This is a genomic window from Flavobacterium sp. (assembly GCF_035760125.1).
Taxonomy (GTDB): domain Bacteria; phylum Bacteroidota; class Bacteroidia; order Flavobacteriales; family Flavobacteriaceae; genus Flavobacterium.
The window spans coordinates 1-15755 of sequence record NZ_DASTTN010000382.1; the positions used below are offsets into that span (position 1 = coordinate 1).

Annotated in this window: 9 protein-coding genes; all 9 read right to left on the reverse strand. The window is 32.5% G+C overall.

What is annotated here, in order from left to right; all coding sequences use genetic code 11:
- The coding region (locus tag VFS71_RS13655) for a carboxypeptidase-like regulatory domain-containing protein (RefSeq protein ID WP_326401878.1) at positions 1–780 on the reverse strand (780 nt) is incomplete at its 3' end.
- A gap of 548 nt (positions 781–1328) precedes the next feature.
- Positions 1329–4262: a glycosyl hydrolase gene (locus tag VFS71_RS13660; RefSeq protein ID WP_326401879.1), complete on the reverse strand. Its 2934-nt coding sequence runs from the start codon at positions 4260–4262 to the stop codon at positions 1329–1331.
- 46 nt (positions 4263–4308) lie between these two features.
- Positions 4309–5742 (reverse strand): NAD-dependent epimerase/dehydratase family protein, encoded by a 1434-nt coding sequence (locus VFS71_RS13665; RefSeq protein WP_326401881.1) that lies wholly within the window; start codon positions 5740–5742, stop codon positions 4309–4311.
- Between the two features lie 61 nt (positions 5743–5803).
- Positions 5804–8701: a glycosyl hydrolase gene (locus VFS71_RS13670; RefSeq protein WP_326401883.1), complete on the reverse strand. Its 2898-nt coding sequence runs from the start codon at positions 8699–8701 to the stop codon at positions 5804–5806.
- 52 nt (positions 8702–8753) lie between these two features.
- Positions 8754–11036: a beta-glucosidase gene (locus tag VFS71_RS13675; RefSeq protein WP_326401885.1), complete on the reverse strand. Its 2283-nt coding sequence runs from the start codon at positions 11034–11036 to the stop codon at positions 8754–8756.
- A gap of 111 nt (positions 11037–11147) precedes the next feature.
- Entirely contained in the window at positions 11148–11522 is a 375-nt protein-coding gene (locus tag VFS71_RS13680) for a hypothetical protein (RefSeq protein WP_326401887.1), read from the reverse strand.
- Between the two features lie 271 nt (positions 11523–11793).
- Entirely contained in the window at positions 11794–12666 is an 873-nt protein-coding gene (locus tag VFS71_RS13685) for an alpha/beta hydrolase (protein ID WP_326401890.1), read from the reverse strand.
- Between the two features lie 344 nt (positions 12667–13010).
- Positions 13011–13898: a LysR family transcriptional regulator gene (locus tag VFS71_RS13690; RefSeq protein WP_326401892.1), complete on the reverse strand. Its 888-nt coding sequence runs from the start codon at positions 13896–13898 to the stop codon at positions 13011–13013.
- Positions 13899–13910: 12 nt separating this feature from the next.
- Positions 13911–14942 carry a GntR family transcriptional regulator gene (locus VFS71_RS13695; RefSeq protein ID WP_326401894.1) on the reverse strand — a complete coding sequence of 344 codons (1032 nt, stop codon included), beginning with the start codon at positions 14940–14942 and terminating at the stop codon, positions 13911–13913.
- Positions 14943–15755 lie beyond the last annotated feature (813 nt).

Sequence of the window (15755 nt, forward strand, 5' to 3'; positions counted from 1 at the left end):
ACCATTTCTAGCTCTAACTTCACCAGAAAAACTATCTCCTCCAGTTTTGGACACATAATTAAAAATTCCTCCTGGTGCATTATTCCCCAAAATAGATGCAGTTCCACCTCTTACAGCTTCTAATCTACCTAATGTTGCATCGGTGCGAAGAAAATAATCGGGACCATAATTTACAAATGTTGCATTCGTTACAGGCAATCCATCTTCTTGCATAGAAACATAATAATATCCTGATGCTCCATCATTGGAACCAGATGATACACCACGAGAATAGACAGTATTTCGAATTTCGCCTAAAGAAGAATTAACATATACACCTGGTATATTTTTCAATAAATCAGCTGCACTAGTTATTGCAACTCTGTCTATTTGCTTAGCATTAAGAGTAGAAATTGAAACCGAAGACTGCATTTTAGTACGCTTATCAAAAACTCCTGTAACCACCACTTCATCTAAAGCTTGTGAATCTTCTTGCAAAACGACATCAACAGTTGTTTGATTAGAGATTACCACTTGCTTGGATTTAAAACCTATATAACTAAATACTAAAGTAGCATTATTTTTAGCATCAATAGAATACTTACCCTCTGCATCTGTATTGGTACCTTTATTTGTGCCTTTGATAGCTACGCTTACACCAAATAGTGATTGGTTATTTTCATCTGTAACTTTTCCCTGAATCATTTGTTGCGCCGTCGCTTGAGTACAGAATCCCAAATACAACACCAATCCCTTAATCAGGAATAGGCCAAATCGATGTTGCTGTAATAATTTTTTCATTTCTGGATTTTTTTTAGTTAGTATATTTTTATTTTTGGTTTTTTTTACACATAACATTTTTTTATGCTTTGTATAATCCAAAATTAGCAATAGACCATTTAGTAACTGTCCTACGCAATCGTTATAGAAATAATAATTTCAATTCTTTTTATTAATTAAATTAATTATTTTAAATAATCATAAATATATGTAAGTTAAAGATTCTCTGGAAAAATAGAAATAATCATCAAGCTCATAAACTAAATTATAATCATAAAAATTTAAAACAAAAGCAGTATTCATCACTATTACAGATTTAATCTTGCTATTTAGTCTATATCATTATAGTATTCATATAAAAAACTGCATAAGATTTATAAAATCTTATGCAGTTTAAAATGGCTTACCATTACAGGGGTAATCATGTAACTTTTTTTGTTGCTTATGCCATTGTTATACTGATTCTCGTCAGAAGTAGAAAAAGAGTAACAATAATAGATCTAAAATCATTCTTATCAAATAATCCTACTGAGATTTAAATAGACTTGCCATAATTGTGGACTTTTAAATTATTTTACTTTCACAACAACTGGACCAACTAGACCAGAAGGAACCAACAGCTTTTCTTTTCCTTTAAACTGTTTATATTTAGAATTCTTTTTTTCAGCTTCACCTGCAAAACTATTTCTGCGAGTAGTCGTTACTAGTACTTCAATAGTATTTAGTCCTTGTTTTAATAGCTTTGTAATATTAAAACTATAAGGTGAGAAAAGTCTTGTCCCAACATCAGCACCATTAATTTTAAGCCTTGCTACATAAAACACTTTACCTAAATCGACTAAATAAGTCTTACCCTCCTGAATTTTATCTAAAGAAAAGCTTGCAGTGTAAATTCCGTCTTCTGAATTAAATTTCGTTTTCTCGTTGTCTTTCCAGTCAAAAAGAGGTGCATTTTCAAATGAATTTTCTCCAATTTTCATATTCCAATTACTGACAGAAACCACATCTTTTGCAAAATCATCAACAGGATTTGAAACAATCGATTTTACATTTATTTTCTTCGCCGAAGCATATAAAATTACAGATCCATAAGGAGAAAGACGATAGTTTATTTTTTGTCCCTTGGCAAGACTTACCGAACCATCTTCGGCATTGAACCAATAACAATTGGCTAATTTTTCATCAACCGCTAAATCAATAGTTTGCCATTGGTTCGTTTTGTTAGAAATAAATTTAACAATACTTCCATCAGCCATCTGACGATTTATTTGTCTTGAAAAATGAACCTCTTTTGAAAATCGTATTTTTTGATTGATTGATTCAACGGGCAATTCTGAAACTATTTTCACAGTGTATTTTTCATTCCAAATTTCACTCATTAATTCAGCTGTTACTTCATCATTTTTTTTAAAATCAAGATAAGAAGGTTGCATTTTTGGATAGTCACCTACAGCCCAAATATTCATACCGGTTTTATTCAAATTATGGATCAGTTCTGCTGTTTTTAGATTAACGTAAGGCAAATTAGCCAAAATCAAGGTTTGATATTGATTTCCTTGAATATTGATACTACCATTCAACAAGTTCGCCTTTTGCAAATATTCATCATTCACAAATTCCCATGTAATGCCTTTTGCTTCTAGCTCATTGACTGTTTTCCATAGTTTATTATACCAAGTATTAACTACTGTTTCTGAAGGTTTTACAACACCAAATCCTTGTATATCTGGCTCCACTCCTTCGAAATAACCTCTAAACATCGTCTCTTCTGGATTCAATCCAATTTGGTCTTCCGAAAAATTATTAAATGGCATATATATTAGCACATCAGTTTGTGGTTTACCCGCGCGTAAAGCATATTGGCATCGAGCCAAATACTGATTTACTTTCTTTAAATCTTTCCAAAACGGATCTGATTCATTCATACCTGTAGAAAAATTGATAAAAGGGACAAATGGACTCGACCAAGTGTTCCAGCCTTCTTTTCCAAACTCACCATTATTATATTTGTATGGGGATCCATGATAAATCAATTGATTGATTCCGCAAGCAAATGATTTGTCAGCCCAAATTTTAATTTTTTGTGGTGTTGTCATTTCGGCTCTTAACACTGATACGAAAGACTCTTGCGAGATAACTGGTTTATTGTTAAGATGTGCTCCTGATGTAACTAATTTCAAAAAACCTTCTGACCCTTCAGCGAATAATTGCTCAGCTTCTGGAATGTCTGCCGCCGCCGCCATACCTATCAAATCTGTTGGAAAACCATAGGCCTGTGTACGATGCAAAAGACCGTGTTGCTGCATCCAATTGTTGGAGGTTTTTATAAAATTATTTTTAAAAACCTCTGCGACTGTTTGGTCATAATCATACATCAATCGCCATTGATTATCACCATCGAACACATAAGGTGGTTTTGCACTTGAATACATTGCTGCTAAAAAAGTAGGATGATCATAGCCTTTTTGAACTATAGAAGATAGATAAGGTGTAATATCATAGCCATTTTGTTTTTTGAAAACTTCAATAAAATCAGGGGAAATAATTCGATCGATATGAAACTCATAACTGTCATTAAAAACAGCACGAAGCGGTTTCGCATAATAAACCGTTAAACCTGTACGGGAACCCAACAAATAATCATAGCTTTTATTTACGATTGCAGGATCTAAATGGTCTATTACATAATTGCTACCTTTTGAAGCTATATTAGAAGGTTCTTCAGCCGAAGGAATACTCCAACTTACAATTAAATGCCAGTTACCATCAACGGGAACTTGCCAATTTAAACGATTACTGATTACTTTATCGGTTAAATTAACTACTGATTTTTGATCTAGTACAGCTTGCTTTTCATCTGATTTCAGCACTTTTGCCGCTATTACACTTTTTATAACACCCCATTCTGATTTTACTATATTAGATCTTCCTGAATTACCTCCTGATTTTGATTTAGGAAATTTCATCATCGGTATTAATCCATTATACAAACTACCAGATACCAAGACTGAATCGGCCACAGCCAAGGTTCTCATGCTCTCTTTAGGGTCAACAAATGACCCTCCTAGCGGCCATCCACTTCCTCCATTCATATCGACAATAACTTTCGAAATTTGCGCCTGTTGCATAATGACTCTAAGATGTTCGTAAAAAGAAGGGGTGTCCCAACTGTACACTCGATCAATTTGTTCTTGAGGTGCTTTGGGATTTAGCCCCATAGTTAAAGGTTGTACTTCAACCCCAGCAAAACCTTTTTCTGCAAAAATTTTAATTTCTCTTTGTAATTCTTCACTTGTAATATCATTTCCTGGAAGCCACCAACGGGTGAAAGGCCCAAATTCACGAGGAGCCTTTTGAAAGTTTGTTCCATCAAAATTAAAATACGGAAACCATTCTGCAGTGCTTGACACTTTTGTATTTGGCTTAGATTGGCTATTTATTTGATTAAATGTAAAACAGCACAATACTGTAATAATTAAGGTGATTGAAAAATATTTTTTCATTGTCTGTGTAATTTGTTTACTACTAGTTGTTATATAAAACACTTTCCTACTTTTGTATTGGACTCCAAACTTGATTGAAGAAAGGGTTATATCTTGCTTCTTCTTCATAATTATCGACACTGGCTATACATTCAGGACACCAATGACCGCCTAACAATACCACCATTGGACTTGCTTCAAAGGTATGTTTAAAGACACATTCCCATTTTAGTTTAGTAATTAAATCTCCAGTTTTCATTTCAGTTGAAAGACTCTTACCCCCTCTAAAAGCTGCTGCCTGATTTATATCTTGAATATCAAGTTCTGATTTTGGTTTGCTTTCATCATATCCATGCGAAAGACGGATAGGATTTTTTGATGGCTCAACTGCTTGGTGTTTTTCCCAAGTTGGTATTTCTGACCATTGCTTTTTTGACCCAAAATAAGCATCAATTTTTTCCGTATTATTATTTTTGATCCAGTCCATCGTGCCATATTTTTTTTTATAAGCAACTGGTTTCATTACGTATTTTTTTAAAAATGAGCTAGGAATGAGTTTTGTAAAGAATCGTTTTACTTTTCCTTGATTTCTAACTGCTTCCAGATGATCTTGTATACTACCGGTTCTAAATTTTAAATATTTCTCTAGTTCATCTGAATCTTCATACCATTGTCCATGAAAATTTTGTGTCGCAAACCAATTAAGCTCAAACATTTTTGTCATATCAGCTATTCCTGATGCTTTACCACTTTGTATTAAAAAGTCATAATTGAAAGTTCGATATTTTTCACCACCACCAATGTTGTAGATTCTTCTCCAAAATTCTTCGGGGAGATTATCTTCGCAGGCATTAGCCATTATTCTGCCTGAATCTTTTACAGTAACCCACTCAAACACGCCTTGAACAGGTAAATGATACATAATTGGATCAAGTGCATCAGCTATGTTTGGATACAAAATTCCTGTCTGCCGCAGTGAAACCCAATATTTTAGTCCGGATTCAATAACCTCTCGCTCTGCAATAGTTTTTGTAATGGCATAATTATCATATTTACTTATTTTTATCGGATCACCTGTTCTTCCCCAGTGTATTGGTGGATTACGGTCACCCGTTTGGGCAACGGTACCAATATAAACCAACTTTATTTCATCTCGATTAGGTTGTGATTGTATAGCTTTTATTATGTTTTTTGCTCCTCCCACATTTACTTTAGTAGTAAGTTCTGGATAATAATCAGCCATTGGCGATACCATTCCTCCTATATGAAGTACATAGTCAGCACCCATAACGCAGGCAAAAACATCATCATAACTAGTTAAATCTCCCCAAATTATCTTCAAATTATCATTGCCTTGATAGGAAGACATTATTTTTTTATCTTTTTCTGTTGGTAATACCAAAGCTACTATATAGAATCTTTCACTCCTGCTCAAAAGTTGTTTGAGTGTTTCTTGCCCCATATTTCCTGACGCTCCAGTAAGAAAAACTGTTTTTTTCATTGTGTTTTCAATTTTTACAAATACTAATTTTAATTGCTAAGGTCTATCTCTTGATTAATAATTATTTATTTGATCTAATCACAACGGGACCTATCAAACCAGCCGACATTATTTCATTTTCTTTCCCTTTAAACTGAACATATCTCTTATCTCCATTTTTTGCATTACTAATAAATCCATTTAACTGACCAGGAGTTATGTGTACTTCTATCAGGTTTGTCCCTGACTTAAGAAAGGAAGTAACATCAAATATATAGGGTGCAAAAATTCTATTACCAACATATTTTCCGTTAATAAATACTTCAGCTGTATAGCAAACGGAACCTAAATCTAGAAAATAACGTTTAGAAGAATTATCGGGTTGCCATTGAAATTTAGAGTTGTAAATTCCCTCTGCTGAAGAGTACTTCAATTTTTCATTGGTTTTCCAATCAAAAAGTGATGTTTCTTTGATTTCTATATTGTCAGCTTTAACATCCCATTGATCAATACTTAGAATTTCTTTTCCATTATCTGCTAATATTGGCAAAGTTGATAATTGGTTTTTATCTTCTTTAGTTGTAGTTGATGCAAATAAAATAACTGAGCTATAAGGAGCAATTCTATACTGAATTGTAGAACCTTCATTTTTTATAACTGCCCCCGTTTCAGCATTCATCCAAAAACTTGACTTGAACTTCTTAGCTAATGTCAAAACCATTGTTTGCCATTGATTACTTTTATTCCAAATAAAATGTACACGGCTGCCATCAGTCATTTCTCTTTGAACCTGTCTCGTAAAATGGTACGAATCATTAAACCTCACAGATTGATTAAAGTGCTGTAAACCTTTATCTAGCTCTTTTTCATTTTGAATATAAATACTGTTTTTTGATTTTAAAGCAGCCTTTATACTTTGAGCTGTTTTTTGATCATTCTCATTCCAGTTTAAAAAAGAAGGCTGTTTAGTCGGTAATACACCAGTAGCCAATAAATACATGCCTTTGTTTGCTAGTAGTTTTATCTGTTGGGCCGTCTTCAACTGAATTACAGGAGTATTAATAAGCATCAATGTCTGAAAATGATTGCCTCGGATATTAATTTGTTGGTCTTTGTCTAATTTTGCCACTTGAATAGAAGCATCATTTACAAATATCCAAGAAATCCCTTTAGCTTCTAGTTCATTAATCAAAGGATAAGCTTTAGCAGCCCAAGCTACTTTTTCAGGATCTAATTTCTCCGTATTTAAAGCTTCTTTTGAAACAGCATTCTTATCCTCAATATAGCCTTTGGTAAAAATCTCCTCAGGATTTTCAGGCATTCCTTCAACATTCATAAAAGGATAGTAAATCAACACATCCGCATGCGCTTTACCGGATCGCAAAACATATTGAATTCTACTGACATATTCATTAATATCTTTTTGATATTTCCAGAAAATATTTCCTTCACCTAAATTAGATGAAAAATTAATCATGGGAAGAAATGGTGTAGAAAATGGATACCAACCTTCTGGTCCTAATTTATCGGGCGTATAACGATAAGGTACACCATGATAAATTACCTGATTAACTCCTACAGCGAATAATTTATCAATAGCCAAACGTACTTTTTGTGGAGTAGTGGTGTAAGCCTGATTGATTGCCACTGTTGATTCGGCAGTCATTAAAGGACGGTTGTATAATAAACTACCCGAAGTCATTACCTTTAGATTGGCTTCTGCTCCCAGCATACTTTCTGTTTCAGGAATGGAAGCTGATCCTGCCATTGCAATCATGTCCATATTTAAACCATAGGCTTGGGTGCGATGCATCAGACCCTGTTTCTCCATCCAGTTTTTACTGGTTTTAAAGAAATGCTCCCCTAGCAATTCACTTAGAGTTAAGTCATAATCATATCTTAAACGCCAATCTTCGTCTGAAAAATAAAAGTCAGGTTTTGCATCAGGTCTTAAGTACAAAACAAAATTATATCCTTTTTGCATATTGGCAGGCAACCAAGGGCTAATATCATAACCTCTATTCTTTTTGAAAAAAGAAATAAAATCTAAGGAATAATGTCTATTAGCTTTGAACTCATAACTATCATTAAAAACAGCTCGCATAGGATTACCAAAATAAGGTTGCAAACCTGTACGTTCGCCAAATAAATGTTCATATGATTTAATAACTTTTTGTGTCGAAAAATGATCTAAGACCGGTCCTTGATCAGGCGAAGCAGCAATGTTAGTTTGTTCACCACTTGGAATACTCCAAAAACAAATCACTTTCCATTGTCCTGTAGGAAAAGTCCAACTCAATGTATTATTCATTACAAACGAAGTGACCACTTGTGCTGAATTAGGATCCAATCGAACTTGATTTTTTTCACCTCCTGACGAAGTTAATATTTTAGCGACAACAACAGCTTGTAACCTTGCTTGAACACTTGATTTATTTTCAACAGCAGGAAGTGAAACAGACATTTTTTTTCCACCATCAACTTTTACTTCGCTAAATTCTAACGAAAGGAATCCATCTTCAGCATTTAAAAAAGAACCGCCTGGAGGCCATCCACTTCCATTTGTTATATCTACTGTCATGTTTCGCTTACGAGCTACTTCCATAACCGTTTTCAAATTTTCATAATATTCCGGTGTATCCCAACTTTGTACCCTTGCCCGCACTTTTGAATTCATTGGTATACCAATAACCAAAGGCTGAACTTCAACTCCAGCAAAGCCATTATCAGCAAATAGATTAATTTCCCTTTGCAATTCTTCTTTTGTAACATCATTACCTGGCCACCACCAGCGGGCAAAAGGGCCATACTCTTGAAGTGGCTTATAAAATTCAACAAGATTAAAGTCAAAATAAGGCAGCCATTTACTGCTACTGTTTTTTTTAGATTGAGCCGAAATCGTCGTAATTCCTAAAAAAAGAATCATGGTAACAAGTACTATTTTCTTTAAAGCACAGTTTATAGGGTGAATATATTTCATTTTACTTATCGTTTTAGATATATTATAGCTTTTTATTTACTCACTATAAGCTTTACTCAAGTTCCTTCAATTCTTCTTTTAAAGGTAATTTATGACTTAGTTTTTTCACCTCAATATCCTTGGCTATTGCAAAGGAAGCTGTCTCTTTTATATCTTTTGATGAAGCACCTATATGTATTGTATAAGTTCCTCCATCAGCAATCCAAGACGATTTGTCTGTATAATATGAAGCCAAATCTATTGCTGTAATAGTGAAGTTTAGTGTTTGCTTTTCTCCGGGCTGCAATAGTTTCGTTTTAGCAAAACCTTTTAGCTCTTTTAGTGGTTTTTTAAGATTTTTTTTGGGAGCAGAAATATACAATTGAACAACTTCTTTTCCTGCCTTATTACCTTTATTAGTAACGTCAACGGACATTTTTAATTTATTTTTAAACTGTTTGTCGCTTAGTTTAATTTTATCATAATTAAAACTCGTATAAGACATTCCGTAACCAAATTCATAAGCTGGAGTTACATTAAAAGTATCATAATAACGGTAACCTACATAGATCCCTTCATTATAATAGGCTGTTTTAGATTTCTCTTCTGAAAAACCTGGAAAAGTTTTGGCAGAAGGCACATCAATATAATTGACAGGAAAAGTAATGGCAAGTTTTCCGGAAGGATTTACCTTTCCAGACAGCACATCGGCAATGGCATTACCTCCTTCTAATCCTGGCTGCCAAGCCAATAAAATGGCATCAACGGTATCTCTCCAACTAGCAACTTCGACCACACCGTCAATATTTAACACAACGACTACCTTTTTATTCTGTTTATGGAAAGCCTCTGCTATTTTATTCAATGCCAATTTCTCTTCGGCAGTAAGATTAAAATCATAATCAATTTTTCGATCATGCCCTTCTCCTCCATTTCTGCCAACTGTTAGTATGGCAATATCATTCATTTTAGCCAATTGGTCAAGCTCTTCCTCTGTTAACTGCATCTGATCCAAAGGCTTTGGAGTTTCCAGTAAATTGGTTCGAACTGGCATCAAGGCTTTTATCTCTTTAAGATAGGTACGCCATTTATTGCTAAATATTTTATCTAATTTAAAACCCTCATTTACAAGTCCTTCATCTAAATTAATTACGTACGCTTTATTTACTTCTCCACTTCCAGTTCCTCCACTAATAATATCATAGGAGTTATTACCTAATAAGGCTATTTTAGTTTCCTTTTTAATTGGAAGAGCATTGTTGTTTTTTAAAAGCACCATTCCTTGTGCAGCAGCATCTCTGGAAATTTGTGCGTTGCCTTTTAGATCAGGATTATTGTTGTTTATTAACTTATTATAAGAAGGTGTTTTAACCGTAATATTTAGTATTCTCTCAACATTAATATCAAGGTCTTTAATATCCAGCGTTTTATCCTCTATAGCTTTGATAATATCTTTTGTTTTGTTAGGAGTACCTGGCATAAGCAAATCATTGCCGGCTTTTACCTGACTGATAGTGTTTTTTCCTCCAAACCAATCCGTCATAACAAACCCTTTATATCCCCATTCTTCTCTCAAAATACCTGTTAGTAAATCACGACTTTCAGATGCATATTCCCCATTGATCTTATTGTAGGATGACATCACTGTCCATGGTTTTGAATTTTGCAAAGCAATTTCAAAACCCTTCAAATAGATTTCTCTCAAAGCCCTTTCACTCACTATGCTATTTACAGATGTTCTGTTAGTTTCCTGATTGTTGACAGCAAAATGTTTGACACTAGTTCCTATTCCATTTGATTGCAAACCATTTACCATCGCAGCCCCCATAAATCCGCTCACAACAGGGTCTTCTGAATAATACTCAAAATTTCTACCTCCTAATGGATTCCGTTGTATATTCATCCCCGGAGCCAATAATATATCTACACCATAGGCCTTTACTTCACTTCCCATTGCCCGTCCTACTTTCTCAACTAAATTCACATCCCAAGAAGAGGCTAAAAGAGTCCCAACAGGAAATGCCGTACAGTAATAGGTCTTTGTATCCTCTTTCCTTAAAGGATCGATTCGTAAACCTGCTGGCCCATCAGCTGTAATTATTGGAGGAAGCTCTAATCTATCAATAGGAAAAGTTGTTCCTGCAGCTCCATTTACCTTCCCCATCGTTGCTCCAACAGCACCATTTACAGAAGCATTATTCGCTTTCATACCTGTACCTACAACAAACTTAGCCTTTTCTTCAAGGCTCATTTTGCTTAAAATTTCATTAATTTTTATATCTTGAGATTGTGCGTTTACTGTTACTAGAGAAAAAGCAAATATTGCAACTAGATTCTTATATTTATATCTTATCATAATCTTCTTTTTAGGTATTCTAAATCCCTAACCTATCTTTAATTTATCCTTTTTAGCATCTTAAAATTGCTAAAAAAATAAGGCAGCAAAGGCTACCTTATTCAAAATCAGTTATGACTTAATTCGTGTAGCTGTTGCATCAAACATATCCATCATACTGCCTTCTAAGTTGTCTGCATCCTTTTTTTCTAGATACATATAAACATCATAGCCTTGGGAAGTAAAGTAAACAGTAACTTTGTTTACTTCTTCTTCTACTTTTGTAAAAGCAAAAAGCTCTTTATTATCTGCTGGATTTATTGCTGCTCCAGCTAATTTCCCTTCTTTTTCAACAAGGTTTATAATCATTTTACTATCACCTCCTGGTGTCCCAACCACGTTTACATCCCATTTTCCTAGAAAAGAACTTTTCTCCTGTGCAGCAGCACTATTTGTAAAGATCAGAGCAAAAAACATTATTGCAAAAAAAACATTTAACTTTTTCATGTTGTAATTAATTAAGTATTTATAAAAATTTGAATTGATTTAAATTTATGTAAGATTGAAAGCTTATGCATTTATTTTACCCAGCATCCATTTTCCTTAGATCTAAAAAAATATATTTAAATCCTTAGCTCCTAGTTGATATAACAAATTTATCATAATAGATTCTATTAACTGTCCTACTCAATCGTTATAGAAAAGCTGTTTTTTAATTACTTTTATTAATCATATTAATCAAAATAACTAATCACAATAAAATATTAAGGCAATATTTCTATAAAAATTGGTTTAAATGTAGCCATTCACCATAACGTTCAATCCAGCTATCTACTGGCAAATTTTGTTTCCGCATCCCAAACCCATGCCCTCCTTTTGAATACATATGCAATTCAGCAGATTTTCCAGAAGCTAACCAATCACTGTATAATTTTACACTGCTTGATGCTAACCCCAATGAGTCATCTGTGGCTGCTGCAATGAATAATGGAGGTGCATCAACAGGAACAGTAGTGTTTTTTAAAGCTCCTACATACACGTATATTAATGCTGCAAAATCAGGACGATTACTACTATTTGAGTAATTAAAAACGGAACCCGCAGTAACTGCTGCCCCGGCTGAAAAACCAATAATTCCAATTCTGTTTTTCTCAATTTTAAATTCAGACGAATGATCTCTAACATATTGTATTGCCGCCACTCCATCGTTAATAGCCAAAGTAATAACGGGTGCATTGATTGAATCTAATTTTTTCCGATTAGTAAGTAGCGGAATTAACTCTTTAACGGGATTATCCGTTTCACTTTTCACAAGTCTATACTTTAATACAAAAGCAGTTATACCTTTAGAATTAAGCCATTTAGCCACTTCAGTTCCTTCATTATTTATAGACAAAGTACGAAACCCTCCCCCGGGACAAATGATAACTGCTGTGCCATTTGCTATAACATTAGTAGGCCTATATACAGTTAAAGTAGGCTGCGTTACATTGTAAACAACTTGGGTTTGAAAAGCTTTAGAGAATATTTCTTTTTCCTGCCAATTCCAGTTTTCTGAACCAGGCGCTTTATTGGGATAAAGAGGAATTACATTTTGAGCGTTTGCAAAAAATATACTGAACACTATAATTAATAGGCTGTAGTTTTTCATATTTTTAATATAATAGATTCAATTACATTTTGGATTTTTTTTTATAAAATAGTCATTAAAATCTAAAATGATTTTTATAGAAGTTTCACTCCCATAATGTCGAAAAGTGGTTTTCTTCAGTATTGTGATTAATACTTATTGATTTCTTGTAAATTAAGGAAATAATAAAAACGGAACTGTTATACTCTATGATTATAGTGTATTATATTTTAATTGTTTTTATTAATTATTATAATAAAAATAATTAATAAGAAAAGAAACAGACCGTTAATTAAAATAATGGAAAGTATATATAAAGAATAGTTTTTCAATTCTTTCAAAAAATTTATTGGAAGAGTATTAACTTACAAAGATGCAATTATTTTTTTTTCAAATTCTTTATCAAATGTATCCTTGAAAACAAAAGCTGCTATAATTTCTTTTTTTTTATTATCAGAAATAAACAATTCTTTGGAAACGATTCTATCTGTGTTTATTGGATATTTTGATGGTAAAATTGCGACTCCTACTTTAGAATCTACTAATCCCAGTAAAAGGTCAATATTAGATACTTCTTGAACAATATTTGCTTCTCTGGAAAACCCTAAATTTCGGCAACTCATTTCTAAATCGTCTAAAAAAGAAGGAATTAATTCCTTACTTATTGTTACCCATTTGTCATTTCGAAATTGTTCTAATTTAATCTGTTTATATTTGGCCAAAGGATGTTCGACTGACATAACTAAATTAAGATAATCTTTATCGATTATATGATAATTTAAGTTTTTAAAAATAATTGGCAATAAAGTCAACCCAAAATCAACTTCATCTTTAAAAATAGCTTCTTGAATTAAATTTAGTGAAGAAAATTCAATTATTTTAAACGTTGCTCCTGGAAAATTTTTTTGTAATTTTTGTAAAATTTCAAAAAAACCATTAGAGCTCAGCTTATGTATTCCAATCCTAAATTCTTTTCTTTTTTCACTAATACTTCTAGCATCTTGTATTGTTTTATCAAGTTGATCTATAACACGAGTTATTTCTTTAATTAAATAAATACCCGCTTCTGTTAATTGAACTTTTCTGTTATTGGCTCTTTTGTCCTTATCAAAAAGGTCAAATCCCAATTCACTTTCTAAATTTTTGATTTGATGTGTTAAAGCGGGTTGGGTGATATTCAATTTCTGGGCAGCTTTACCAAAGTGCAATTCTTTTGCCACTACCAAGAAAGATTTAAATTTTCGTAATTCCATTTTTTAATTTATTTACAAAGAGCCTCTTAATATTAACTCAAACGGATTTTCTATATGTTCTTTAGACGAATTCAATACCAGTTCTGCAGCAGTCTTTCCCATAATTCCAAAATCCGTTGAGATGGTAGTGAGTCCATTCATAATAAACTTTTTGAGTGGGGTCTCATTATAGGATATTACGCCTACTTGCTCTCCAACCGTTAAATTTAAAGAAATAATTTTATCCAAAATCTTTACTAAATCTTCTTCCATCAAATTAATGTAAACTTCTCCCTCATTTACTTCTTCAAGGTCAAGGTTATGCACGATTTTATAATTGAAAGCATAACTGTAACAAAAATTTTTGAACCCTTTAATAATCTCTTCCGGAAAATAGCTATTCTCAGGAAAAATCAATTTCAAGGTATGATATTTACTCAATCGTTCCAGAGCTTTGCTGAGTGCATTATAAATATCATCTTCAAAATTTTCATAAACTGCACCGTAATTTCCTGTTATGCCTTCAATTTTTTTACCAACAATAATTAGTTTTTCTTTTGGTATTTCTTCAATCAATAATTGGTATCCTTCCGCTTTTTCAGTAAAATGGGGAATAATGACATAATGGGTATAAGCATTCTTTTGCTGATTCAATAATTTTTTGAACAATGCATAGTCATTATTGTAAATATAAAAATCAATTGTTGCTTTTTCACTCAAAATCTCCACAAAAGCATCATAGATTATTTTCTTGTGGGCACTCAATTTATTAAACATCAGGAATATTTTTAAATCCTGAGAAATGTCAGTATTGGTAATAAAATAACCTTTACCATGAAAGGCTTCTAAAATTCCCATTTTTCTCAATTTATTATATCCTTTTTCAATCGTAACCCTTGAAATCTCATATTCAAAACTAAGTTCATTAATAGACGGCATAGCATCTCCTTTTTTAAGAATACCTTTTTTGATAGCATTCAACACTGCGTTGACTAACTGCTGATACTTTGGTGTAGCAGAGAATTCATCAATTCTGAGACTGGCAATTTTGGAGTTTTTTTTCATAAATTTAATGGATATGCTAAACTAAATTGAGAGAATTTTTGCGGTAAATAATCCTCAATTACTCATTAAAGATAAATTCTCTTGAAAATCAAATATAATAGATTTCTAATTCGTAGCTATTAAAATAAATTACGTCTATTCTTTTTTTTTAATTAATATAAATTCAATGCTAGCCTCCAGTTTGTAAGAACCAATAAGCTCTCCAAAATTTCAATAAAATATCGTAATATAAAATTTTATACATATAAATTTACGAATAAATAAAATAAAAAAGGCGAAATAAAAAAGCAGATTATCAAATAAATAGAACGTTTAAAATTGTAACTCAAAATCATAAAAGCAAACTCATATTTAGATTTAAAGTCTTCGTAATAATAAAAGCCCAACAATTTCTTTATTAATAAATAGTAAATTTAAAAATTTCTATTTTAGGTCCTAACCATGCTGTACTACATAATTTTATAAGTCTTAATAATTATTTTTGGTAAAAAAAGTGATTCTCAAAAACAATACAGTCCTATACAGTCTCCATAACATTTTATTTTACATATAATTTTTTTTTATATAACTGAATCCTATTTCCAAATTATGACAAATACATAAATCATAAACAGCACCTCCCGTATTTCTTACCTCTATCTTTCCAACTCCCATTATAACCTCTACCCCTCAATCGCTCATAAAACCACCCTCTCAGGTAAAGCCTCACAAACTACAATACAACAAGTCCTATGATTCAGCGTGGAGTATCTCAAAGATAAAATGGCAATTCTAGTAATAAAGTATTCTGAATTCTAATACTCCCGAATTAAT

Coding starts and splice junctions, on each gene's coding strand:
- VFS71_RS13660 (WP_326401879.1), bottom strand. CDS start 4,262: ATGAAAAAATATTTTTCAATCACCTTAATTATTACAGTATTGTGCTGT.
- VFS71_RS13665 (WP_326401881.1), bottom strand. CDS start 5,742: ATGAAAAAAACAGTTTTTCTTACTGGAGCGTCAGGAAATATGGGGCAA.
- VFS71_RS13685 (WP_326401890.1), bottom strand. CDS start 12,666: ATGAAAAACTACAGCCTATTAATTATAGTGTTCAGTATATTTTTTGCA.
- VFS71_RS13690 (WP_326401892.1), bottom strand. CDS start 13,898: ATGGAATTACGAAAATTTAAATCTTTCTTGGTAGTGGCAAAAGAATTG.
- VFS71_RS13675 (WP_326401885.1), bottom strand. CDS start 11,036: ATGATAAGATATAAATATAAGAATCTAGTTGCAATATTTGCTTTTTCT.
- VFS71_RS13670 (WP_326401883.1), bottom strand. CDS start 8,701: ATGAAATATATTCACCCTATAAACTGTGCTTTAAAGAAAATAGTACTT.
- VFS71_RS13695 (WP_326401894.1), bottom strand. CDS start 14,942: ATGAAAAAAAACTCCAAAATTGCCAGTCTCAGAATTGATGAATTCTCT.
- VFS71_RS13680 (WP_326401887.1), bottom strand. CDS start 11,522: ATGAAAAAGTTAAATGTTTTTTTTGCAATAATGTTTTTTGCTCTGATC.